This window comes from Actinomycetota bacterium (assembly GCA_036280995.1).
Taxonomy (GTDB): domain Bacteria; phylum Actinomycetota; class CALGFH01; order CALGFH01; family CALGFH01; genus CALGFH01.
Window position 1 is genome coordinate 1 of sequence record DASUPQ010000875.1, and the last position, 21,771, is coordinate 21,771.

General features: G+C 74.0%; 23 protein-coding genes. 15 read left to right on the forward strand and 8 right to left on the reverse strand.

The annotated features are described in order from the left end of the window. The 8 genes from VF468_29310 to VF468_29345 form a co-directional block, all read left to right on the forward strand. Window positions 1-1,288 (forward strand): D-alanyl-D-alanine carboxypeptidase family protein (locus VF468_29310; protein HEX5882386.1); only part of this gene is annotated, 1,288 nt, incomplete at its 5' end. Continuing rightward, complete coding sequence (gene hpt / locus VF468_29315) at window positions 1,285-1,938, forward strand: hypoxanthine phosphoribosyltransferase (GenBank protein ID HEX5882387.1); 654 nt, start codon at window positions 1,285-1,287, stop codon at window positions 1,936-1,938. The genes VF468_29310 and hpt, both read left to right, overlap by 4 nt. Window positions 1,939-2,080: 142 nt before the next feature. Next, the gene (locus tag VF468_29320; protein ID HEX5882388.1) at window positions 2,081-2,554 is read left to right on the forward strand and encodes a bifunctional nuclease family protein; all 474 of its coding nucleotides are present in this window, start codon (window positions 2,081-2,083) and stop codon (window positions 2,552-2,554) included. 145 nt (window positions 2,555-2,699) lie between these two features. Beyond that, window positions 2,700-3,254 carry a MerR family transcriptional regulator gene (locus VF468_29325; GenBank protein HEX5882389.1) on the forward strand — a complete coding sequence of 185 codons (555 nt, stop codon included), beginning with the start codon at window positions 2,700-2,702 and terminating at the stop codon, window positions 3,252-3,254. An 8-nt stretch (window positions 3,255-3,262) separates the two neighbouring features. Then, a complete protein-coding gene (locus VF468_29330; protein ID HEX5882390.1) occupies window positions 3,263-3,943 on the forward strand; it encodes a hypothetical protein in 681 nt (226 codons plus the stop codon). Between the two features lie 225 nt (window positions 3,944-4,168). Beyond that, the gene (gene gcvPA, locus VF468_29335; GenBank protein ID HEX5882391.1) at window positions 4,169-5,563 is read left to right on the forward strand and encodes an aminomethyl-transferring glycine dehydrogenase subunit GcvPA; all 1,395 of its coding nucleotides are present in this window, start codon (window positions 4,169-4,171) and stop codon (window positions 5,561-5,563) included. Between the two features lie 56 nt (window positions 5,564-5,619). After that, entirely contained in the window at window positions 5,620-7,167 is a 1,548-nt protein-coding gene (gene gcvPB, locus VF468_29340) for an aminomethyl-transferring glycine dehydrogenase subunit GcvPB (GenBank protein HEX5882392.1), read from the forward strand. Window positions 7,168-7,447: 280 nt separating this feature from the next. After that, complete coding sequence (locus VF468_29345) at window positions 7,448-8,218, forward strand: polyphosphate kinase 2 family protein (GenBank protein HEX5882393.1); 771 nt, start codon at window positions 7,448-7,450, stop codon at window positions 8,216-8,218. Here VF468_29345 and VF468_29350 read toward each other — a convergent pair. From VF468_29350 to VF468_29360, 3 genes are read right to left on the reverse strand one after another with little or no spacing between them, the layout of a single operon-like run. Further along, window positions 8,215-9,165, reverse strand: a complete 951-nt coding sequence (locus VF468_29350) for an alpha/beta hydrolase (protein HEX5882394.1) — start codon at window positions 9,163-9,165, stop codon at window positions 8,215-8,217. The two genes, VF468_29345 and VF468_29350, sit on opposite strands and share 4 nt — an antisense overlap. A gap of 4 nt (window positions 9,166-9,169) precedes the next feature. Then, complete coding sequence (locus tag VF468_29355; GenBank protein ID HEX5882395.1) at window positions 9,170-9,439, reverse strand: pyridoxamine 5'-phosphate oxidase family protein; 270 nt, start codon at window positions 9,437-9,439, stop codon at window positions 9,170-9,172. Between the two features lie 16 nt (window positions 9,440-9,455). Next, the gene (locus VF468_29360) at window positions 9,456-11,504 is read right to left on the reverse strand and encodes a S9 family peptidase (GenBank protein HEX5882396.1); all 2,049 of its coding nucleotides are present in this window, start codon (window positions 11,502-11,504) and stop codon (window positions 9,456-9,458) included. 128 nt (window positions 11,505-11,632) lie between these two features. Between VF468_29360 and VF468_29365 the strand changes: the two genes are divergently transcribed. Then, window positions 11,633-12,337 (forward strand): AIM24 family protein, encoded by a 705-nt coding sequence (locus tag VF468_29365; GenBank protein ID HEX5882397.1) that lies wholly within the window; start codon window positions 11,633-11,635, stop codon window positions 12,335-12,337. 81 nt (window positions 12,338-12,418) lie between these two features. Next, a complete protein-coding gene (locus VF468_29370) occupies window positions 12,419-12,646 on the forward strand; it encodes a hypothetical protein (GenBank protein HEX5882398.1) in 228 nt (75 codons plus the stop codon). Here the strand turns inward: VF468_29370 and VF468_29375 are convergent. From VF468_29375 to VF468_29385, 3 genes are read right to left on the reverse strand one after another with little or no spacing between them, the layout of a single operon-like run. Further along, the gene (locus VF468_29375) at window positions 12,609-13,523 is read right to left on the reverse strand and encodes an EI24 domain-containing protein (GenBank protein ID HEX5882399.1); all 915 of its coding nucleotides are present in this window, start codon (window positions 13,521-13,523) and stop codon (window positions 12,609-12,611) included. The genes VF468_29370 and VF468_29375 overlap by 38 nt on opposite strands. Beyond that, entirely contained in the window at window positions 13,520-13,765 is a 246-nt protein-coding gene (locus VF468_29380) for a hypothetical protein (protein HEX5882400.1), read from the reverse strand. Before VF468_29380 ends, VF468_29375 begins: the two co-directional genes overlap by 4 nt. Window positions 13,766-13,813: 48 nt before the next feature. Continuing rightward, window positions 13,814-14,254: a hypothetical protein gene (locus tag VF468_29385; GenBank protein HEX5882401.1), complete on the reverse strand. Its 441-nt coding sequence runs from the start codon at window positions 14,252-14,254 to the stop codon at window positions 13,814-13,816. A gap of 209 nt (window positions 14,255-14,463) precedes the next feature. Between VF468_29385 and VF468_29390 the strand changes: the two genes are divergently transcribed. Genes VF468_29390 through VF468_29400 form a run of 3 tightly spaced genes read left to right on the forward strand, consistent with a single transcriptional unit; the run spans window position 14,464 to window position 17,792 of the window. Continuing rightward, window positions 14,464-15,852, forward strand: coding sequence for an extracellular solute-binding protein (locus VF468_29390; GenBank protein HEX5882402.1), 1,389 nt, complete (start codon window positions 14,464-14,466; stop codon window positions 15,850-15,852). A 39-nt stretch (window positions 15,853-15,891) separates the two neighbouring features. Next, entirely contained in the window at window positions 15,892-16,842 is a 951-nt protein-coding gene (locus tag VF468_29395) for a sugar ABC transporter permease (protein ID HEX5882403.1), read from the forward strand. Beyond that, entirely contained in the window at window positions 16,839-17,792 is a 954-nt protein-coding gene (locus VF468_29400; GenBank protein ID HEX5882404.1) for a carbohydrate ABC transporter permease, read from the forward strand. Before VF468_29395 ends, VF468_29400 begins: the two co-directional genes overlap by 4 nt. Window positions 17,793-17,828: 36 nt before the next feature. On the opposite strand, the gene VF468_29405 is transcribed toward VF468_29400, so the two are convergent. Next, the gene (locus tag VF468_29405) at window positions 17,829-19,463 is read right to left on the reverse strand and encodes an NAD(P)/FAD-dependent oxidoreductase (GenBank protein HEX5882405.1); all 1,635 of its coding nucleotides are present in this window, start codon (window positions 19,461-19,463) and stop codon (window positions 17,829-17,831) included. A 178-nt stretch (window positions 19,464-19,641) separates the two neighbouring features. Between VF468_29405 and VF468_29410 the strand changes: the two genes are divergently transcribed. Both VF468_29410 and VF468_29415 read left to right on the forward strand, forming a co-directional pair. Further along, entirely contained in the window at window positions 19,642-20,760 is a 1,119-nt protein-coding gene (locus VF468_29410) for a site-2 protease family protein (GenBank protein HEX5882406.1), read from the forward strand. Window positions 20,761-20,806: 46 nt separating this feature from the next. Beyond that, window positions 20,807-21,430, forward strand: a complete 624-nt coding sequence (locus VF468_29415) for a hypothetical protein (GenBank protein HEX5882407.1) — start codon at window positions 20,807-20,809, stop codon at window positions 21,428-21,430. On the opposite strand, the gene VF468_29420 is transcribed toward VF468_29415, so the two are convergent. Then, on the reverse strand, window positions 21,427-21,771 hold a 345-nt coding region (locus VF468_29420; GenBank protein ID HEX5882408.1), incomplete at its 5' end, for a hypothetical protein. The genes VF468_29415 and VF468_29420 overlap by 4 nt on opposite strands.

The following is a 21,771-nucleotide window of genomic DNA, read 5'->3' on the forward strand; positions in this document are numbered from 1 at the left end:
CAGGGTGCTGGCCTGGGTCCTGGTCCTTGTCGTCGTCCTGGCGGTGAGCTGGAGCACGCACGGTGGGTCGGGGGCCGCCTCGGCGACGCCCGGGCCCGCCGGCGCGTCGGCCGGGTCTGGCGCTGCCCAGGCGGTGCCCGCGGCGGAGCAGCCGCCGGTGGCGGCGCCCAAGGTGCGGGCCCGGGCGGTCATCCTGGCGGACGAGTCCACCGGGCAGGTGCTGTTCGAGCGGAACGCCAGCTCGGCCCGGGCCATGGCCAGCACCACCAAGGTGATGACGGCGCTGCTGGCCCTCGAGCGGCTCGACGAACGGCGGGTCGTGACCATCGGCCCGGGGCCGCCCCAGGTCGGCGAGGAGTCGCTGCGGCTGCGCCGGGGCGAGCGGCTGACCATCCGCCACCTCCTCCTCGGGCTGATGCTGAAGAGCGCCAACGACGCCGGCGTGGCCCTCGCCGAGGCGGTCGACGGCAGCGAGGCGGCCTTCGTCCGGCGCATGAACCGCAAGGCGGCGGCCCTCGGGCTCGACGCGACCCACTACGTGACCCCCTACGGCCTCGACCGGCCCGGCCACCAGACCAGCGCCCGCGACCTGGCCCGCCTCTGGGAGGTGGCCATGCGCCGGGCCGACTTCCGCGCCATCGTCGCCACCAGGGCCGCCAAGCTGCCCGGTGGCCCGTTGTCGCTTCGTCAATTTGTCACCTCGAACCAGCTGCTCGGCGCCTACCGGTGGACGGTCGGGGGCAAGACCGGGTTCACCAACCGGGCCGGGCGCTGCCTGGTCGCCTCGGCCAGCCGGGGCGGCCGCCGCCTGGTCGCGGTCGCGCTCGGCTCGCCCAACGCCTTCCCGGACGTGCAGGCCCTGTTCGACTATGGCTTCTCCAAGTTCGTCCGGGTCCGCCTGGCCGAACGCGGCCAGCCCGTCTCCCTGGCCCCCGGCCGCCCGGCCGCCCTCCAGACCGGCGCCGACACGGACGCCCTGGTCCGCCTGGACGAGCTCGCCCAGGTCCGCCTGGCCCCCGCCCCCGGGTCGACCGGCGGGAGCGCCTGGTTCACGGGTGGGGGGCGGCGGCTCGTCCCGGTCCGGCTGGTCCGGCTCCCGGTGGGCGGGCCCGGATCGACCTCGCCGGTCCCGGCTGGTCCATCCACCACCGCCGCCGTGGCGGGCGCCGGGCCGGCCGGGCCGCCGGGCGCGACCCTCAGCGCGGGAGCGGTCGTCCCGGTCGGGCCCGTCCCACCCGGAGCCCCGCCGCCGGCGATCGACCCGTTCCTCCGCCGCGAGCCCCCGTGACCCCGCCCGGGGACCCCACCCCCGACCCGCCCTCCCCGGCGACCTCACCCGGGCCGGACCCTGGGGTCGAGGAACGACCCGTGGTGCGGTTGCTGGTGGACTCGGAGACGGTGCAGGAGCGGGTCGGGGAGCTGGGGGCCGAGCTGCGGGCCGACTACCGGGGGGTGGAGCCGATCCTGGTGTCGGTGCTGCGCGGTGGGGTGGTGTTCCTGGCCGACCTGGTGCGGGCGGCGGCGATGCCGTGCCGGGTGGACTTCATGGCCGTCTCGCGCTTCGACGCCTCCGAGGACACCGGGGTGGTCCGGATCGAGAAGGACCTCGACCTGGACCTGACCGGCGCCCACGTGCTGGTGGTGGAGGACATCGTCGACACCGGCCTGACCCTGACCTACCTGCTCCGGGTGCTGGCCGCCCGCGGGCCGGCCAGCCTGCGGGTCTGTGCCCTGCTGGACAAGCGCGCCCGGCGCATCGTCGACGTCCCCCTGTCCTACGTGGGCTTCGAGGTCCCGGACGTGTTCCTGGTCGGGTACGGGCTGGACCTGGACGAGCGCGAGCGGGGGAGGGGCGAGCTGCTGGCCGTCGACGACCTCGAGGCGGTCCGCGCCGACCCGGCCCTGCTCGACCTTCCGACCAGGCCCGATGGCGCGTGACGGCCGCCTCGGGCGTGGACGGCTCCCGGCTGCAACCTTCGCTCGGTATGTCGCATCGGCTGGGGGCGTCTGATAGCCTCGGGCAGTGCGGCAAGCGCCCGGCCGGGCGCCAGGAACGTTCGACGCCCGAGGGGGTTTCGCGTTGGTCGAACTGACCCTCGTCGGCGTCAGGATCGAGCTTCCCACCCAGACGCCGATCGTCCTCCTGAAGGAGCGCGACGGCGAGCGCTTCCTCCCCATCTGGATCGGCAACGTGGAGGCCACGGCCATCGCCTTCGCCCTCCAGGGCGTGGCCACCCAGCGGCCCCTCACCCACGACCTGCTCAAGAACCTGCTCGACGAGCTGGTGGTCTCGATCGAGCGGGTCGTGATCACCGAGCTCAAGGAAGGCACCTTCTACGCCACCATCGAGCTGCGCCAGAACGGCTCCAAGTTCTCGGTGTCGAGCCGGCCGAGCGACGCCATCGCCCTGGCCGTCCGGGCCAACACGCCCATCTTCGCCGAGGAGGACGTGCTCAGCGAGGCCTCCATCCTCATCAAGAGCGACGACGAGGAGCGCGAGGTTGAGAAGTTCCGCGAGTTTCTCGATCAGGTCAGTCCCGAGGATTTCGAGTAGGTCTGGAGGGGTTTCATCCTCTGCTGGAGGTCGAGAGATCGCAGCTCGGTAACGGTGGGGTTGCTTCGTTGACGCAGCCGACGCAGACCCCTAGGCTGGACGTCACATCGTTGTAATTACGCAGGATCCGGCAAGGAGGAACTGGATGGCCGCGCGAACGTCCCCGGCCGCGTCCGAGCCGGGCTTCCGCGGCCCCATCGTCTACAAGCTGGTCGGCATCACCTATCGGCAGCTCGACTACTGGGCCCGCACCGGCCTGGTCACGCCGTCGGTGCGGGCAGCGGACGGGTCGGGCACCCAGCGGCTCTACAGCTTCACCGACGTGGTCGAGCTGCGCATCATCAAGCGGCTGCTGGACGCCGGCGTCTCCCTGCGCCAGATCCGCGAGGCGATCGGCTACCTGCGCAAGGAGTCGGGGGGCAAGCCGCTCAGCGACGTGACCCTGATGTCGGACGGGAACCGGATCTACGCCTGCCACTCCAACGAGGAGGTCGTGGACGTCCTCTCCCACGGGCAGGCCGTGTTCGGCATCGCCGTCGGGCGGGTCTGGGCCGACACCGAGGGCGACCTGGCCCACCTCCCCGGCGACCAGCCGGCCGGCGCCTCGGAGCCCGACGCCGGCGCGGACGCCGAGGCGACGGTGGCCGAGGCCGCCGGTGGGGTCCCGCCCCGAGCAGCGCCGCAGGGGACCCAGGGCTAGCGCCGCCCATGGCCACCAGCGCGGGAGCGACTCGGGCGGCCGACCGGATCACCTTCGCGCACAACTCCGAGCGCCAGTTCGCGCGCCTGCTCGACTTCTACCGGGTCGAGTGGGAGTACGAGCCGACCGCCTTCCCCATCGAGTGGGACGCCGCCGGGCAGCCGGTGCAGCACTTCCGGCCCGACTTCTACCTGCCCGGGTTCCGGCTCTACATCGAGATCACCACCCTCAACCAGCGCCTGGTCACCAAGAAGAACCGCAAGGTCCGCCGCTTGCGCGAGCTCTACCCGGACGTCCGCATCAAGGTCCTGTACCAGCGCGACTACCTGTCCCTGCTGGCCAAGTACGGCCTCGAGCCACCGAGCCAGATGGTCGAGCCCGGACCGGGGGCGAACCCGGCGGCCCAGGCCGGAACGCCGGGGACCGGCAAGGCCCCCGAGGTCCGGTGGGCGCCGGAGACGACCGGAGGCGCGGGCGAGCCACCAGGGGGAGCCGAGCGGCCGCGGCCCGAGAGGCACGGGGCCGTGGGGCGGGCCCGGGCGGCCGGGCGGCCGCGGGTGGTGCCCGACCCGCCGACGCCGGCGCCGCCGTTGCCGGCCGACCCCGAGCTGGTCCGCCTGGCCCAGGTGCCCCTCCCGGCCGAGCTCGCCGACCGCCGCGGCCCGGCCGCGACCGAGCGGGCCGGCTGACCACCCGGGCCCGGGGGGCGTTGCGGGGGTTCGGAGGGCGGTGGTTCAATCGCCGCGCCCTGGCTGGGCCGCTGCGCGGCCAGAGCTATGTCGATAAGTAGAGAAAACGCTAAGTAGACAAATATCTAGGTCGATCCACCGGGGGGAGGCGCCGGGAGGTGCCGTGCCGAGCTGGCCCGGCCGTCCCCGGCCCGAGCGGGCCGACCAGGTTCCCAGGAGGAGCGGTTGAGCTACCAGCCCCACACCAGCGAGGACGTCGACCGGATGCTGGCCGCTCTCGGCCTGGACGACGTCGACCAGCTGTTCCAGCCCATCCCGCCCGACCTGCGGGCCCCCGACGACCTCGACCTGCCCCGCCCCCACGCCGAGCAGGAGGTGGCGGCCGAGCTGGGCCGGCTGGCGGCGCGGAACCGTCACATGGACGAGCTGACCTGCTTCCTCGGGGCGGGGGTCTACGACCACTACGTGCCCGCCGCCGTCTGGTACCTGGCCGGCCGGGGCGAGTTCGCCACCTCCTACACCCCCTACCAGCCCGAGATGAGCCAGGGCGTGCTCCAGGCCCTGTTCGAGTACCAGACGCTGATCAGCGAGCTGACCGGCCTGGAGATCTCCAACGCCTCGCTGTACGACGGCGCGTCGGCGGTGGCCGAGGCCGCGACCATGGCCGTTGCCGCCACCCGCCGCAGCGAGCTGCTGGTCAGCGCGGCCGTGGCCCCGCGGGTGCGGGAGCTGCTGGAGACCTACAGCCAGGGCCTGGACATCAAGCTGGTCGAGGTCGGCGCCCTCGACGGCCACACCGACCTGGAGGAGGTCCGCGGCAAGGCGAGCGACCAGACGGCGGCGGTGCTGCTCGCCCAGCCCAACTTCTTCGGGGTGGTCGAGGACGTGGCCGCGGCGGCCGGACTGGCCCACGGGGTCGGGGCCCGCATGCTGGTCACCTTCGACCCGCTGACCGCCGGGGTGCTGGAGCCGCCGGGGCGGCTCGGGGCCGACATCGTGGTCGGGGAGGGCCAGGGGCTCGGCAACCACCCGAACTTCGGCGGCCCGGCGTTCGGGTTCCTCGCCTGCCGGTCCGAGGACGTGCGGCGGCTGCCCGGGCGGCTGGTCGGCGAGACCGTCGACACGGTTGGGCGGCGGGCCTTCGTGCTCACCCTCCAGGCCCGGGAGCAGCACATCCGGCGGGAGAAGGCGACCAGCAACATCTGCACCAACCAGACCCTGAACGCGATCGCCGCCGCCGTGTACCTGACCTGGCTGGGGCCGCGAGGGCTGGAGGAGCTGGGGCAGCTGTGCCTGCGCGGGGCCGGCTACGCGGCCGACCGGCTGGCCGCGGTCCCCGGGGTCCGGCTGGCCTTCGCCGACCAGCCGTTCGTCAAGGAGTTCGTGGTGCGGCTGCCGGCCGACCCGGCCGAGGTCAGCCGGCGCCTGGCCGGCCACGGCCTGCTCGCCGGCCTGCCCCTGGCCGGCCTGGCCCCCGGCCTGGAGGACGGCCTCCTGGTCGCGGTCACCGAGCGCCGCACCAAGGAGGACGTCGACCGCCTGGCCGACGCCCTGGGCACGGTCCTGGCCGACCTCGGCGCAGGCGATCGGCCCCGCGAGGCCGAGGAGGTGGCCCGGTGACCGGCGCGACCAACGGCGACGGCGCCACCGCCGCGACCCGCGCGCCGTTCGAGGCGGTGCCGTGGGCGGCCGGGGGGCTGGAGGGGGAGGCGGAGCGGCTGGTGTTCGAACGGTCGTCGCCCGGGCGGCGGGCGTCGAGCTTCCCCGACGGCGGGGGGCTGCCGGCGCTCGACCTGGAGGCGGCGCTGCCGGCCGGGTTCCGGCGGACCGGGCCGGTGCGGCTGCCCGAGGTCTCCGAGCGCGACCTGGTGCGGCACTACACCCGGCTGGCCCACCGCAACTACGCGGTCGACCTCGGCTTCTACCCGCTCGGGTCCTGCACCATGAAGTACAACCCGAAGGTCGCCGAGTCGGCGGCCGCCCTCCCCGGGTTCGCGCGGCTGCACCCGGCCCAGCCGGCCGAGCAGGTGCAGGGGGCGCTGGAGCTGCTGGCCCGCCTCGAGCACGCCCTGTGCGAGCTGACCGGGCTGGCCGCGGCCACCTTCCAGCCGGCCGCCGGGGCCCACGGCGAGCTGACCGGGCTGCTGATCATCCGGGCCCACCACGAGGCCCGCAACGACCCGCGGCGCCGGGTGGTGATCCCCGACGCCGCCCACGGCACCAACCCGGCGTCGGTGCGCCTGGCCGGGTTCGAGACCACCACCGTGGCCAGCAGCTCCGAGGGCCTGGTCGACCTGGACGCGCTCGAGAAGGTCCTCGACACCGACGTGGCCGCGTTCATGATCACCAACCCCAACACCCTCGGCCTGTTCGAGCGCAACATCGCCCGGGTGGCCGAGCTCGTCCACGGGGTCGGGGGCCAGCTCTACTACGACGGGGCCAACTTCAACGCCATCCTCGGCAAGGCCCGGCCGGGCGACATGGGCTTCGACGTCGTCCACCTCAACCTCCACAAGACGTTCGCCACCCCCCACGGCGGGGGCGGCCCCGGCGCCGGGCCCCTGGTGGTGGCCGAGCACCTGGCCGACTTCCTCCCCGCCCCGGTGGTGGTGCGCGACGGCGACGGCTACCGCTGGGACAGCGACCGGCCGCGGTCGATCGGGCGGGTCCACGGCTGGAACGGCAACTTCGGCATCCTGGTCCGCGCCTTCGCCTACCTGCTGGCCAACGGCGGCGAGGGCCTGCGCGGGGTCGCCGAGCGGGCCGTGCTCAACGCCAACTACCTGCTGGAGCGGCTGTCAGAGGCCTACCAGCTGGGCTACCCGACCCGGCCGGTGATGCACGAGTTCGTGCTCTCGGCCCGCCGGCAGAAGGGCCAGGGGGCGCGCGGCCTCGACATCGCCAAGGGGCTGATCGACCGCGGGTTCCACCCGCCGACGGTCTACTTCCCGCTGATCGTCGAAGAGGCGCTGATGGTCGAGCCGACCGAGACCGAGAGCCTCGAGACCCTCGACAGCTTCGCCGACGCCATGCTGGAGATCGCCGCCCAGGCCGAGCGCGACCCCCACCCGCTGCACCAGGCGCCGGTGACGGCCCCGGTCGGCCGGCTCGACGAGGCCCGCGCCGCCCGCACCCTGGTCGCCCGCTGGCACCCGCCGTCCGACCCCGACCAGGCCGCCTCCGACCCGGCCGACGAGGGCCCGCCCGAGAAGCCGACCTCGTAGGTCCGGCCGGGCGACGTTCGAGTTCCCCTTCGGCGGGTAGCAGTCGCTGGTCACCCGAGAACGAAGGGGGCCAGCGATGGCGGAGCGGACGAGCACGAGCGCGAGGCGGGCCGGGACCGGCCGGACCACGACCAGCGGGCGCGCCACCAGGCGGCGGGCGGCCGTGGCCGACACGATGGTGGAGGGGGCCCGCGACGTCACCCGTCCGGAGCGGTCGGTGGTCGAGGAGCCGCCGCCAGCCCCCGACTACCCCCGCTTCCGGGTGGAGCCGGGCACGCGCATGCGCCTGGCCGACGTCGACCCCGACGAGTCCGAGCACTACCAGCGCAAGAAGGACGTCGCCGACGAGCTCAAGCGGCACCGCGACCGGATCAGCGACCTCCAGGCCAGGCTCTACGGCGAGCAGAAGCGCGGCCTGCTGATCGTGCTCCAGGCGATGGACACCGGCGGCAAGGACGGCACCATCAAGGGCGTGTTCCAGGGCGTCAACCCCCAGGGCTGCCAGGTGTGGTCGTTCAAGGCGCCCTCCAACGAGGAGGCGGCCCACGACTTCCTCTGGCGCTACCACCAGAAGGCGCCGTCCAAGGGCATGATCCACATCTTCAACCGCTCCCACTACGAGGACGTGCTCATCGTCCGGGTCAAGGACCTCGTCCCCGAGCCGGTCTGGCGGCCCAGGTACGAGGCCATCAACCAGTTCGAGTACGCCCTCACCGCCGACGGGGTCACGGTGCTCAAGTTCTTCCTCCACATCTCCAAGGACGAGCAGAAGCGCCGCCTGGAGAGCCGCCTGGCCGACCCGGACAAGCGCTGGAAGTTCTCGGCCAACGACCTCAAGGAACGCGCCTGGTGGGACGACTACCAGGCGGCGTTCGAGGACGCGGTCAACGAGTGCTCGACCGCCTACGCCCCCTGGTACGTGGTCCCGGCCAACAGGAAGTGGTACCGCAACCTGGTCGTGGCCCGGACCATCGCCGACACCCTGGAGGCGATGAACCCCAGGTTCCCGGCCGCCGAGAAGGGGTTGGACAAGGTCAAGATCCCCGACTAGCCGGGGCCGGCGCCGGGCGGGGCCAGGGCCGTCCGGAGGGCGGTGGCCGCCTCTTGGAGGGCGGCGTCGGCGGCGCCGGTCACGGCCCGCCAGCGGAAGAAGCCGTGGACCATGCCCTCATAGCGGCTGGCGGTGGCGGCCACCCCGGCGTCGCGCAGCCGGGCCGCGTACGCCTCGCCCTCGTCGCGGAGGATGTCGTGCTCGGCCCCGACCACCAGGGCCGGCGGCAGCCCGCCGAAGAAGGCCGCCCGCAGCGGCGAGGCGTCCGGCGCCGCGCCGTCGGCCCCGCCCAGGTAGTGGTCCCAGTACCAGCGCATCCCGGCCGCGGTCAGGTAGAAGCCCTCGGCGTGCTCGCGCCAGGAGGCGGTGTCGCCGGCCGCGTCCAGCACCGGGTAGACGAGCAGCTGGAACGCGATCGCGGGCCCGCCCCGGTCGCGGGCCCCCAGGGCGACGGCCGCGGCCAGGTTGCCGCCGGCGCTGTCGCCGGCCACGGCCAGCCGGTGCTGGGCGCCGCCGAGGGCGGCGGCGTTGCGCGACGCCCACAGGGTGGCCGCATAGGCGTCCTCGGCCGCGGCCGGCCAGCGGTGCTCGGGGGCCAGCCGGTAGCCGACCGACACCACCACCGCCGGCACCGAGGCGGCCAGGGCCCGGCACAGCGGGTCGTAGGTGTCGAGGGTGCCGACCACCCAGCCGCCGCCGTGGAACCAGACCACGATCGGGAACGGCCCGGTGCCCTCGGGGGTGTAGACCCGCACCGGCAGCTCCCCGCCCGGCCCGGGCACCGTCTCGTCGGCCACGGCGGCCACCGGCACGGCCGGCCCGTTCTGGGCCGGGGCGTCCTGGACGTGGAAGGCCCGCGCCTGGGCCACCGACTGGCGGTGCAGGGGCGGCCGGCCCGAGGCGGCCAGCCGATCGAGCAGCTCCTGGATCTCCGGCGCCACGGCCATGGCGCTACCAGACCCGGACCCGGGTCGGGCGGACCCGGATGGGCGTCGAGTAGGTGCGGGCGAACGGGCCCGGCTCGTAGCCCAGGGCGGTGACGTTGCGGACCTTCTGGGCGTCCGGCTGGCTGTAGAGCAGGAACGTGTCCCCGTCCCACAGGAACCACACGGGCGTGCTCTGGGCCTGCCCGTCGGCCCGGACGGTGGTCAGCCAGGCGACCGGCTCGGCGCGCAGGCGCTCGGCGGCCTTGGCGTGGGCCTGGTTGGACGGGTCGAGCACGCGGCCTCCTCGGGTGCTAGAGCAGCTCCGGACGGGCCCAGTCCTTGCCGAGCACGTGCTGGTCGAGGAAGGCGAGCACCGTCTCGTACCAGACGCGGGCGTGGGGCGGGGTGAGGATCCAGTGGTTCTCGTCGGGGAAGTAGAGGAACCTGGCCTCCACTCCCGTGCGGGTCAGGTCGGCCCAGAGGCGCAGGGCCTCGCCGATCGGCACCCGGTGGTCGCGCTCGCCGTGGATCACCAGCATGGGGGTGCGGATCCTGGCCAGGTGGCGGTCGGGGGAGCTGTCCCGGTAGCGCTCGGGCGCCGACTCGGGCGAGCCGAACTCCCGCTCCCACCAGGCGGCGTGGTCGGTGGTCCGGGAGAACTGCTCCAGCGCCCAGACGCTGGCGTGGGTGACGATGCAGCGGAAGCGGTCGGTCTGGCCGGCCACCCAGTTGGCCATGTAGCCGCCGAACGACCCGCCCATGGCCGCGGTCCGCCGCTCGTCCACGTCGGGCCGGGCCTCGGCCGCGTCGACCATGGCCATCAGGTCGGTGTAGGGCTCGGCGCCCCAGCGGCCCCGCCCGCGGGCCACGAACGCCCGCCCGTAGCCGGTCGACAGGGCCGGGTCGGGAAGGAGCACGGCGTAGCCGCGGGCGGCCAGCAGCCACGGGTTCCAGCGCCAGCTCCACGACGACCAGGACGACAGCGGCCCGCCGTGGATGAACACCACCAGCGGCGCCGGGCGGTCCTCGGACGCCCCCGACGGCAGGACCAGCCAGCCCCGCAGCCGGGTGCCGTCGCCGGCCCGGGTCCCGACCTCGGTCAGGGAGCCGGGCACGGCCAGGGGCAGGCCGGGGGTGGGCAGCGGCGCCGGCCGCTGGTCGGCGGCGGCCGGGTCGAGGGCGACCGCCCCGGCCGGGGCGGCCATGGTGGCCCGCAGGGCGTACAGCCGCCGGCCGTCCGGGGCGGGGCAGAGGTCGGAGAAGGCGCCGTCGGCGCTGAGCCGGGTGACCCGACCGTCGGCCTCGCCCCCGACCTCGACCCGGAACACCGGGGTCCGGCCGTGCTCGTCGGCGACGAAGAACACCGCCCGGCCGTCGGCCGCCCAGACCGGCTCGGCCGGCCACCGGTCGAGACCGGCGGTCAGGTCGCGGCCCTCGCCGCTGTCCAGGTCGACCAGCCACAGGCCGAGGTCCGGGGGGTGGCCGGGGTCGCCGTGGCGGATCCGCTCGCACACCGCCAGCCGCCCGTCGGGGGAGCAGGCGATCCGGCCCACCGACGACTCCGGGTCGTCCAGCAGGACCCGCCGCTCGCCGCTGGAGACGTCGATCGCCACCAGCAGCGAGCGCGGGTTGGTGACCTCGCCGGTGGCCCAGCCGCAGAGCACGGTGGCGCCGTCGGGGGTGACGGCCACGTCCTGCTCGTCCAGGGCCCGGCCCGGGGCCGGGGTCAGGGGCCGGCCCGGGCCCATGCGGCCGTCGCCGGCCGGGGGCGGGTCGGCCGCGAACAGCCGCGGCGCCCTCGGCCCCAGGTAGTGGTCCCAGGAGCGGATCGGGTAGGTCTCGAACAGCAGGGCGCTGACCCCGGCGTCGCCGCGGGCCTTGTCGCGGCGCTCGTCGGCCTCCAGGTCGTCGGCCCCGGGGTGGACGCCGCTGCGGTACACGACCGTGCCGGCGTCGCGGGCCACCCGGTGCAGGTCGATCCCGGCCGGGGTGGCGGCCACCGGGCGGGCCTCCCCGCCGCCGGCCGGCAGCAGCCACAGGCGGGCCACCTCGCCGTCCGGCTTGGCGTCGCCGGCGGCCTCGGGGTCGTCGCGGGTGGAGGTGAACAGCAGCGACCCGTCGGGCAGGAAGGCGGCGCCGGACTCGCCGGGGGCCGAGCGGGTGAGCCGCCGCGGGGCCGCCTGGCCGGCCGGGTCGAGCTCCCACAGGGCGCTGGCGAACCTCTTGCCGTCCGGTCCCGGCGTGGCCACCGAGGTGACCAGCCGGCGGCCGTCGGGGGCAAGGGCCAGCCCGGCCACCCGCGGAAGGCTCAGGTAGAGATCGAGGTCGAACGTCGGCTCGGGACCCGGGTCGGCGGTCATGGCCCGAATCTAGAAGCCCTCCGGCGGCCGCGCAACGGGAACCGGCCGGTCGCCGAGGGTGCTGGACATCGCCGTCCGGTTCGGGTACGAGTGCCCGGGTCGACCCGCACGAGCAAGGAGATGGTCAGGTGCGCAGCGAGCTGTTCGGCCGGAACCTCGAGGCGTCAACCCCCGGCGAGGTCTTCGCCCTGCAGAACTCGCGCATGTTGCGGGTCGCCCTGGACGGCGAGGTGATGGCCCGCCAGGGGTCGATGATCGCCTACCAGGGCCAGGTCGACTTCGAGTACCAGGGGGCGGGCGGCATCGGCCGCATGCTCAAGAAGGCCGTCACCGGCGAGGGCGTGCCGCTGATGCGCTGCCGTGGCAAGGGCGACGTGTTCTTCGCCAACTACGCCGCCGAGGTCCACCTCCTGCGGCTGGAGGGCGACGCCCTCAGCGTCAACGGCCACAGCATCCTCGCCTTCGAGCCCACCCTCACCTGGGACATCCGCCGGATCGAGGGGGCCTCGATGTTCGCCGGCGGGCTGTTCAACACGATCCTCCAGGGCACCGGCTGGGCGGCCATCACCGCCCACGGCACCCCGGTGGTGCTGCAGACCGACGCCCCGACCTACGTCGACGCCCAGGCCGCCATCGCCTGGAGCGCCAACCTCCAGACGAGCATCCACCGGACCATGAAGGCCGGCGCCCTGATCGGCCGGGGCAGCGGCGAGGCCGTCCAGCTGGCCTTCGCCGGCTCCGGGTTCGTGATCGTCCAGGCCAGCGAGGGCGAGGGCGTCGCCCCCCACAACCACGGCGGCGGCGGCGGTGGCGGCCTGCTCGACTTCGGATGACCCGCGGTGGATCGGGTCGCTCCTGACACACCGGAAGGGTAGAATCGAACATGAGTTCGAACCACCGTGAAGGAGGCTGGCGTGGAGGTCCAGATCCCTGGGATGGAGGGCATCGAGACGGGTACCGAGGTCAAGGTCCGGAAGCCGGGGCAGGGGGAGCGGGGCGTCTGGCGGGTCACCGGTGAGGTGGCCAACTCGGGGCCGGACGACCCCGCCTACGACCTGACCAACCTGGTCAGCGGCCGCCGCCGCATCTTCCGGGCCTCCCGGCTCACGGTGGTCCGGGCCGCCCGTCCTGGTCGCCGCTGAGCCGCCGCACCAGCAGGGTCGCCCCGACCACGGCGCCCGGCATGGCCAGCACGTTCATCAGCGGGACCAGGAACAGCAGGAAGGCGGTGATGCCGAACCCGAGGGTCTGGGCACGGTGCCGCCACACGAACCGCAGCCGCCCGGCCAGGTGCAGGCCGCGCCGCTCCAGCGGGATGGCCAGCAGCTCCACGGCCAGGAAGAACCCGGCCACCAGGGCCTGGAGGAGGGGCACGACCGTCTGGCCGAGCACCGGGAACAGCCCCAGCACGAACAGGGGCGCCGTGCAGGCCAGGGTCATGGCCAGCAGCAGGGCCGACTCCAGCGAGGCCCTGGGGAAGGTCTGCCACCAGGGGGTGCCGGCCCCGGCCGGTGGGGCGCCGAGCCGGTGCTCGATGCGGTCCGAGATCCGCTCGTAGAAGGGCTGGCCGATGATCTGGGCGATGACCGTGAACGACACCACCAGCACGGCCGTCGACCCCAGCAGCAGGGCCAGCCCGGCCCCGACCCGGACCAGGGTCCGGCTGCTCTCGTCCCACCGGTCGGCGAACGGCGTCAGGGTGTCGGCCAGCTCGTCGAGGTAGACGACCAGCAGGCCGAGCAGGGACAGCACCAGCAGCGCCGCCAGCAGCACCGGCACGATCCCCAGCAGCCGGATCCCGGGGGTTCCCAGGAACATCCCGATTCCCCGGAGCACGTCCGCCCCTCCGGCCAGCGGCCCCCCGACCCCCCGTCCCGGCCCCGGCGCCGGCCCTGGCGCCGGGGTGGGCGGGGGTGCGCCCGCCCACCCCGCCGGCGTGGTCCACCCGGCGGGCCGCACCGCGCCGGGCCGCTCCGGCCCCGGCGGGCGGCCGGGCGGCGGGTCCGGTGGGTTGCTCATCGGCGCCGGGGCCTCGAGCGCTCCGGGTCGGACGGGGTCGTCGGGCGGACATGGCGGCCATTGGGACCATGGTGGCTACGGCGGATGGCCCGGGTGGCCAGGGCGGCGGCGGTCAGGCCGAGGATCACGGTGAGGACGCGGGGGAGCAGGGCGCCGCCCCCGGAGCCGGCGTGCGACGGCGCGCCGGCCACCGGCGCCGACACGGCCAGGGTCAGCGCGGCCACCATCACCAGCAGTCGCATGGCGCCAGAGCTATCACACCCAGAGGTGAGCGGGGGCGGCGCCCCGGGTCAGGCCTTCTTCTTGCCGCGCCGGCGGCCGGGAAGGACGGAGTCCACCACCAGGGCGGCGCCCATGGCCAGCATCCAGGAGTCCTTGACCAGGGTGATGCCCTGCTGGCTGGGGGCGACGGTGCCCTCGCGGCGCGTCCCCGGGGCGTTCAGGTACAGCCGGGTCAGCGACCCCCCGAAGGCCGTGAGCCCCAGGCCGGCCAGCCCGGAGGGGACGAAGCCGATGGCCAGCAGCGCCGCCCCGAGGGCGATCTCGCAGGTCGAGAGGAGCTGCACGAACGCCTTGGGCTCCATGTCGGCGATCTGGGGGAAGGCGTGCACGGCCTGCCCGTGCAGCCACTTGACCGTTTCCTCGTCGGCGTTCCGCTTCAGCAGGCCCTGGTCAAGGATGACGGCGCCGGTGGCCAGCCGCACCGGCACGTGCCAGAGCTTGGTCGCCATGCTGCTCCTCCTCGGGAACGAGTCGGCAGAATCGTTGTCAAAGCAACCTACCCCCTTCCCGGCCCCCCGGGCACGGCCGGCGGCCGGTGGAAGACGCCTTGTACCGGTCAGGGCCGCCTGTTACCGTTCGCCGAACGAGCGTTCTACCCGGCTCGTGGTCCGGTCTGGTGGGAAGCAGGTTGCTGGTCGAAAGCTGGGAGGGAAACGCCATGAAGCCCCGACGCCTGATGAGTCTGCTGGTTGCCGGCCTGCTGCTGGCGGCCGCCGGATGCGGCGGTGGTGGCGACGAGGGGGGCGAGGGCGGGGACAACGCCATCACCTTCTGGCTCGCCGAGGACGTCGCCCAACGGGTCGCCGCCATCGAGACGATCGTCAAGGGGTTCCAGGACCAGAGCGGCGTCCAGGTCAAGGTCGTCGCCATCGCCGAGGACCAGCTCGCCACCCAGATCCAGTCGGCCAGCGCCGGCGGCACCCTGCCCGACGTGATGGGCCCCTTGTCGCTCGGCTTCGTGCAGAACCTGGCCACCGACGACCTGGCCGACCCCGACGCGGCCAACGAGGTGATCGACAGCCTGGGCCGCGAGACCTTCTCGGAGCGGGCGCTCAGCCTGGTCCAGGCCGACGGCAAGCCGATGGGGGTCCCCAGCGACACCTGGACCCAGCTCCTCGTCTACCGCAAGGACCTGTTCGAGAAGGCCGGGTTGGAGGCCCCGGACACCTTCGACAAGATCCTGGCCGCGGCGACCAAGCTCGAGCAGCCGGGCCAGAACGGGATCGTCGCCGCCACCAAGGCCGGCGAGTCCTTCACCGAGCAGACCTTCGAGTACTTCGCTCTGGCCAACGGCTGCCAGCTCACCGACGACCAGGGCGCGATCCAGCTGACCTCGCCCCAGTGCGTGGCCACCTTCAAGTTCTACGACGACCTGATCAAGGGCGGCTCGGCCAGGGGCGGCCAGGACGTCGACACCACCCGCGCCGCCTACCTGGCCGGCAAGGCGGGCATGATCGTGTGGTCGTCGTTCCTGCTCGACGAGCTGGCCGGGCTGCGCAACGACGCCCTGCCGACCTGCGAGCAGTGCCGCTCCGACAAGCAGTTCCTGTCCGACAACAGCGGCGTGGTCACCGCCATCTCCGGCCCCGACGGCCAGCCGACCCAGTTCGGAGAGATCTCCAACTACGTCATCATCAAGGACGGCAACGTCGACCCGGCCAAGCAGTTCGTCGAGTACATGCTGAGCGACGGCTACGTCGACTGGCTCGCCGTCACCCCGGAGGGCCGGTTCCCGGCCCGCTCCGGCACCAAGGACAACCCCGAGGAGTACAACCAGGCCTGGAGCAAGCTGGAGGTCGGGGTGGACAGCAAGGAGCCGCTGTCCGAGCTGTACGGGCCCGAGGTGCTGGAGGCCCTGACCAAGAGCACCGACACCATGAACCGCTGGGGCTTCGAGCAGGGCCAGGGCAGGATCGTCGGGGCCCTGGCGGCCGAGCAGCCGATACCCAAGGCGCTGGCCGCCATGCTCGACGGGCAGCTGACCCCCGACGCGGCGGCCAAGCAGGCCCAGGCCGACGTGGAGGAGATCGCCCAGTCGATCGAGTGACGCCCAGCGGGTGACGTCCCGGGTCGGGAAGGGAGACCCATGCCGAGGCGGGGAAGGACGCTGGCCCAGCAGGAGGCGCGGGCCGGGTATGCCCTGCTGTCGCCGACCCTGATCGTGGTCCTGTTCATGGTCGTCCTGCCGATCCTGTGGACGATCGTGATCGCCTTCCAGAGCCTGCGCCTCCGCAACCTCCGCACCCGGCTGTTCGACTTCCAGTTCACCCTGGACAACTTCTCCACCGTGCTGACCTCGCCCGGGTTCCTGGACTCGCTCAAGGTCACCCTGATCTACAGCGTCGTCGGGACCTTCCTGTCGATCGCCCTGGGGCTGGTCGCCGCCCTGGTCGTGCGCAAGCCGTTCAAGGGCCGCACCCTCGTGCGGGCGTCGATGCTGCTGCCGTATGTGGCCCCGGTGGTGGCGGTCACCTTCGTCTGGCAGATCATGCTCAACCCCGAGCTCGGCATCGTGAACGCCATCGGCACCGACCTGCTCGGCTGGAAGGAGAGCATCCCGTTCCTGGAGCAACGCACGGGCACGATCGGCATCTTCGGCCTCGAGCTGCGGGTGCCGCTCGCCCTCACCCTGCTCATCCTGTACCAGGCCTGGCGCTACTTCCCCTTCTCGTTCCTGTTCATCCTGGCCCGGCTCCAGGCCCTGCCCGGCGAGCTCGACGAGGCGGCCCGGGTCGACGGGGCCACCCCGCTGCAGCGGTTCTGGCGCATCACCCTGCCCCAGCTCCAGGGCGTCATCGCCCTGCTCACGGTGCTCCGGTTCATCTGGACCTTCAACGAGTTCGACGACATCTACCTGCTCACCCAGGGTGGCGCCGGCACCGAGGTGGTCTCGGTGCGGGTGTTCCGCTACCTCACCGGCCGCGGCGACATCGGCGCCGCCGCCGCCCTCTCGCTGGTGCTGGCCCTGCTGCTGGTGGTGCTGCTGTTCCTCTACTTCCGCTTCTTCGTCAACCGCGAGGAGGCGAAGGCGATATGAGCCGGACCGAGACCGGCACCGGGGTCGCCGAGCGTCCCCAGACCCCCAGGCCGGCCGCCGAACGGCCGTCGCGTCCCCGCCCGCCGCTCAGCCGCGAGATCGTCGAGACCCGCATCCTCGGGGTGCTGAAGTGGATCGCGATCGCCTTCTTCCTGATCGCGACCCTGTTCCCCTTCTACTACATGGTCATGCTGGCCGTCCGCACCATCGAGGACCTCGCCCTCGACCCGGGGGCGCTGTGGCCGCCCCGCGGCATCTCCTTCTCCGCCTTCGGCGAGGTGCTGCGCAGCGTCGACGACGGCGGCCAGGGCTTCCTGCTCTTCCTGCGCAACAGCGGCATGATCGCACTGGCCAGCGTGGTCCTCACCCTGCTGGTGTCGATCCTCGGCTCGTACGCGATCGCCCGGCTGCAGTTCTTCGGCCGCCGCCAGGTCAACTTCCTGTTCCTGTCCGTCTACCTGTTCCCGGCCATCCTGCTGGCCATCCCGCTGTTCGTGTTCTTCACCCGCATCGGCCTGCGCGGGTCGCTGTTCGGCCTGGTCCTGGTCTACGCCTCCCAGATCGTGCCGGTCACCATCCACATGCTGCGCAACTACTTCGAGACGGTGCCCGAGAGCCTGGAGGAGGCGGCCGCCCTCGACGGGGCGAGCCGCCTGACCATCATCCGCAAGGTCTCCCTTCCCCTGGCCATGCCGGCGATCATGGCGACCAGCCTGTTCGTGTTCATGATCGCCTGGAACGAGTTCCTGTTCGCGCTGCTGTTCCTGGTCGAGAACCGCCAGAACTGGACGGTGTCGCTGGGCCTGTCCCAGCTCGCCGGCTCGATCGAGGTGGCCAAGACCACGCTCATGGCCGGGTCGGTGATCCTCACCGTCCCGATCGTCATCCTGTTCTTCGCCACCGAGCGGCTCCTGGTCGAGGGCCTGACCGCCGGCGCCGAGAAGGGCTAGCCGACCGGCCCGACCGGCGAGCTCGCCGGTCGGGGTCTATTGGTCGGCGGCCGAAGGCCGACTCCGAGCCGTCGTGGTGTCGTCGAGCACGGCCATGGCGGCGTTGCGGCCGTTGAGGGCGATCACCGACCCGGCCGGATGGGTGGCGGCGCCGCACAGGTAGAGGCCGGCCACGGGGGTCCGGGCGGTCAGGCGGTGCTCCCACATCTGGTCGGGCATGGTCTCGCCCTGGAAGATGTGCCCGCCGGTGAGCCCGATCCGCGCCTCGACGTCGGGCGGGCCCAGGACCTCGTACTCGGCCACGCAGTCGTGCAGGTCGGGGGCGAAGGAGGCCATGGCGTCGAGGATCATCCGGCCGATCTCCCCGCGGCGGCTGTCCCAGTCGCCCTCGGCCAGGGTGTAGGGGGCGTACTGGGCGAACACGCTGACCAGGTGGCGGCCGGCGGGGGCGACCGACGGGTCGTAGGCGGTCTGGAAGTAGACCTCGGCGAAGCCGATGTTGGGCACGCCCCGCTCGGTGTCCTCGAACGCCTCCTGGGCGGCGTCCAGGCCGCGGGTCACGTCGATCATGGCCTGGTGGGGCAGGAACCCCGACCCGGCGGCGGCCGGGAAGGTGGGCAGCCGGTGCAGGGCGGCGTTCAGCTTCACCACCGGCGAGCGGATCTGCCAGGCGTCGACCCGGGCCCGGTAGGCCTGGGGCACGGCCGCCGGGTCGACCAGGCCCAGGGTGCGCTTGGGGTCGGCGTTGGAGATGACCGTGGCCGCCCGGATCAGTTCGCCGCCCTCCAGCCGCACCCCCTCCCCGGGCAGGATCTCGGCCACCGGCACGCCGCTGGCCAGCACGGCCCCGAGGTCGCGGGCGGCCTGGGCGATGGCGAACGAGATCTGGCCCATCCCGCCCTCGACGTAGCCCCACAGCGGCCCCTGGCCGAGCAGGTCGCCCTGGTAGTGCATCAGCTTGACCGAGGCGGTGCCCGGGTCCCTGGGGCCGGCCCAGGCGCCGATGACCCCCTGGCCGTACAGGGCGTCCTTCATCCGCTGGTCGTCCACGTAGCGGTCCAGGGTGTCGGCGATCGACTCCTCGAACAGGACCGAGATCAGCTCCCCGTCGTGGCCGAGCCGCTTCTCCAGCTGGTCGCGGGTGGGCGAGTCGCCCTGCCAGGTGTCGCCCTCGGGCCCGGTCCGCAGGGCCAGGCGCAGCCGGTCGAACATGTCCTCGTAGGCGAGCATGCCCTGGATGTCGCGCTCGGCGAAGCGGTTGGCGCGCAGGTGGGCCACCGTCTGGTCGTGGTCGGCGAACTGGGCCACCGAGGTGCCGTCGGCGAACGGCACCCACAGGTTGGGGTCGGCCACGAACACCCGGTAGCCGTAGCGCTCCAGGCCGAGCTCGTCCACCACCGTCTGGTCGAGCAGGCCGACCACGTAGGCGCACGGGCTGACCAGGTACCCGGGGTCGTCGAAGGGCTGCTCCAGGGTGCAGGCGCCGCCGAGGCGCTCGCGGCGTTCCAGCACCAGCACCGACCGGCCCGCCCGGGCCAGGTAGGCGGCGGCGGTCAGGCCGTTGTGGCCGCCGCCGACCACCACGGCGTCCCAGCGGCGGGCGGCCAGCTCGGGCAGGGGAGCGGGCAGGCCGACCTGCCCCAGGGTCGCGGCCACGGTCGGAGCACCCATGCCATCTCCTTTGACTGACTGTTCAAACAATAATGTCTGGCGGGCCGGAGAGGGTCAACCACGACCGGAGGATCCGCCGGGGGCCGCCCGGAGGCGCTGCCCGGTCGCGCCGCCTTACGTCCGATTTACCCCCTGGGGGTATCCTGGTAGCTGTGGAAAAGTCTTTGAGGAGTCGTTGATGACCGCCAGTCTCCGCTTCGGCCGCATCGCCGGGATCCCGGTGGGGGCGAGCTGGAGCGCCCTGCTCATCGCCGCGCTGATCGCCTGGTCGCTGGCCGGGCGGCTGCTGCCCGTCCAGGCCCCCGGCCTCGCCCCGGCCGCCTACTGGCTGGCCGGCGCGGCCGGCGCCGCCCTGTTCCTCGGCTCGCTGCTGGCCCACGAGATCGGCCACGCCCTGGTCGCCCGCCGGGCCGGGCTGCGGGTCCGGGCCATCACCCTGTGGCTGCTCGGCGGCGTCGCCCAGCTCGAGGACGAGCCGGCCAGCCCCCGCGACGAGCTGCGCGTCGCCATCGTCGGCCCGGCCGTCAGCCTGGCCCTGGCCGTCGCCTTCGGGCTGGCCGCGGCCCTCCTGTCGGTCGCCGGCGGCCCCGCCGTGGCCGTCGCCGTGACCGCCTGGCTGGCCGTCGGCAACGCCGCCCTGGCCCTGTTCAACCTGCTCCCGGCCGCGCCCCTTGACGGCGGGCGGGTGCTGCGCGGGCTGCTCTGGCGCCGCCACGGCAGCCGCGTCCGGGCCTCGGTCACCGCCACCCGGGCCGGGGTGTGGGTGGGCGGCGCCCTGGTCGCCTACGGCCTCCTCGGCACCTTCACCGGCTGGGGGTTCGGCTCCCTGTGGACGGCCCTGGTCGGCTGGTTCCTGGTCACCGCCGCCCGCCAGGAGCGCGACTTCGCCCTGCTCCGCCACGACCTCGGCGGCCTGCGGGCCGGGCAGGTCATGACCCCGGCCGCGGCGGCCGCCCCGGCCTGGTTCACGGTCGACGCCTTCCTGCGGAACTACGTCGAGCCCTGGCAGCCGGAGGCCCTGCCCCTGCGGACCTTCGACGGCCGCCCGGCCGGCGTGGTCACCACGGCCGCCCTGCGCCAGGTCCCACCCGAGCGGCGCCACATCGTCCGCGCCGGCGACGTCGCCATCCCGATGGCGTCCCTGCCGGTGGTCGGCCCCGACCAGCCGGCGGCCGACGTGGCCGCCCGGCTCGCCGGCGGCGCCACGGTGGCCGCCGTGGTCGCCGGCGGCCAGCTCGTCGGCCTGGTCACCCCGGCCGACCTGGCCAGGGCCGGCAAGACCCGGGCGGTGGCCTGAGCCGGGCCGGAACAACCACCCCCTGCGGGTCGTTGCCCAACGGGAGATGACCCACCGCTACCCGCCGCCGCCGTCGCCGGAGGAGCTCGGCCTGGACCGGCCCGGCGCGGCCGCCGGCCGGCGGCGGTCCGGGGACGACCTGCCCAAGATGAAGAAGTTCCGCTTCCAGCTGCTGGCCGGCTGGATAGCGGAGCGCTTCCCGCCCTGCACGGTGGCTGACGTCGGTGGCGGCAAGGGGCTGCTCACCTGGCTGCTCAACGAGGCCGGGTTCCGGGCCGAGGTCGTCGACCCGGTCGACCAGCCACTGCCCGCCACCTACCGGGAGCTTCCCAGCGGCCGCCGGGTCCACCTGGGCGACGCCGCCCGGGTGCCGCGCCGCCGGGTCCAGTTCGGGCCCGCCCTCGGGCGCCGCTACGACCTGCTGGTCGCCCTCCACGCCCACGGCAGCAACCTGGCCGTGCTCGACACCGTGGCCGCCGCCGGCAACAGCTGCGTGGTCCTGCCCTGCTGCGTGGTCGACGAGCCGGCGGCCCCCGGGCCCGGCCAGAACTGGTTCATGTGGCTGGCCGACCAGGCCCGGGAGCGGGGCCTGGAGCCCGGGTACTTCTCCCTCAACTTCCACGGCCAGCACGTCGGCTTCGTCGTCCGCGGGGAGCGGCCGGCCGGCTAGGGCGGCGGCCGGCGCCAGGCCAGCGCCACCACCGCCAGGCCCTTGCGGTCGACCGGGCAGTCCAGCACCGGCCGCAGGCCGAGCCGGGCGGCGGTGGCCCGCAGGCCCGGCGCCTGCCAGGCGGCGCACAGCCAGGCGGTCGCGCCCCCGGGGCGCAGCAGCCGGTGCGCCCCGGCCAGGACCTGCTCGGCCAGCGGCCCCACCGCCCGGTCGTAGGGCGGCTCGGTGGCCACGGCGTCGACGCAGCCGGCCCGCAGTGGCGGCCGGCGGGCGTCGGCGACCAGGTGGGCGCCGCCGAGGCGGCCGAGCCCGTGGCGCAGGGCGGGGTCGAGGTCGCCGGT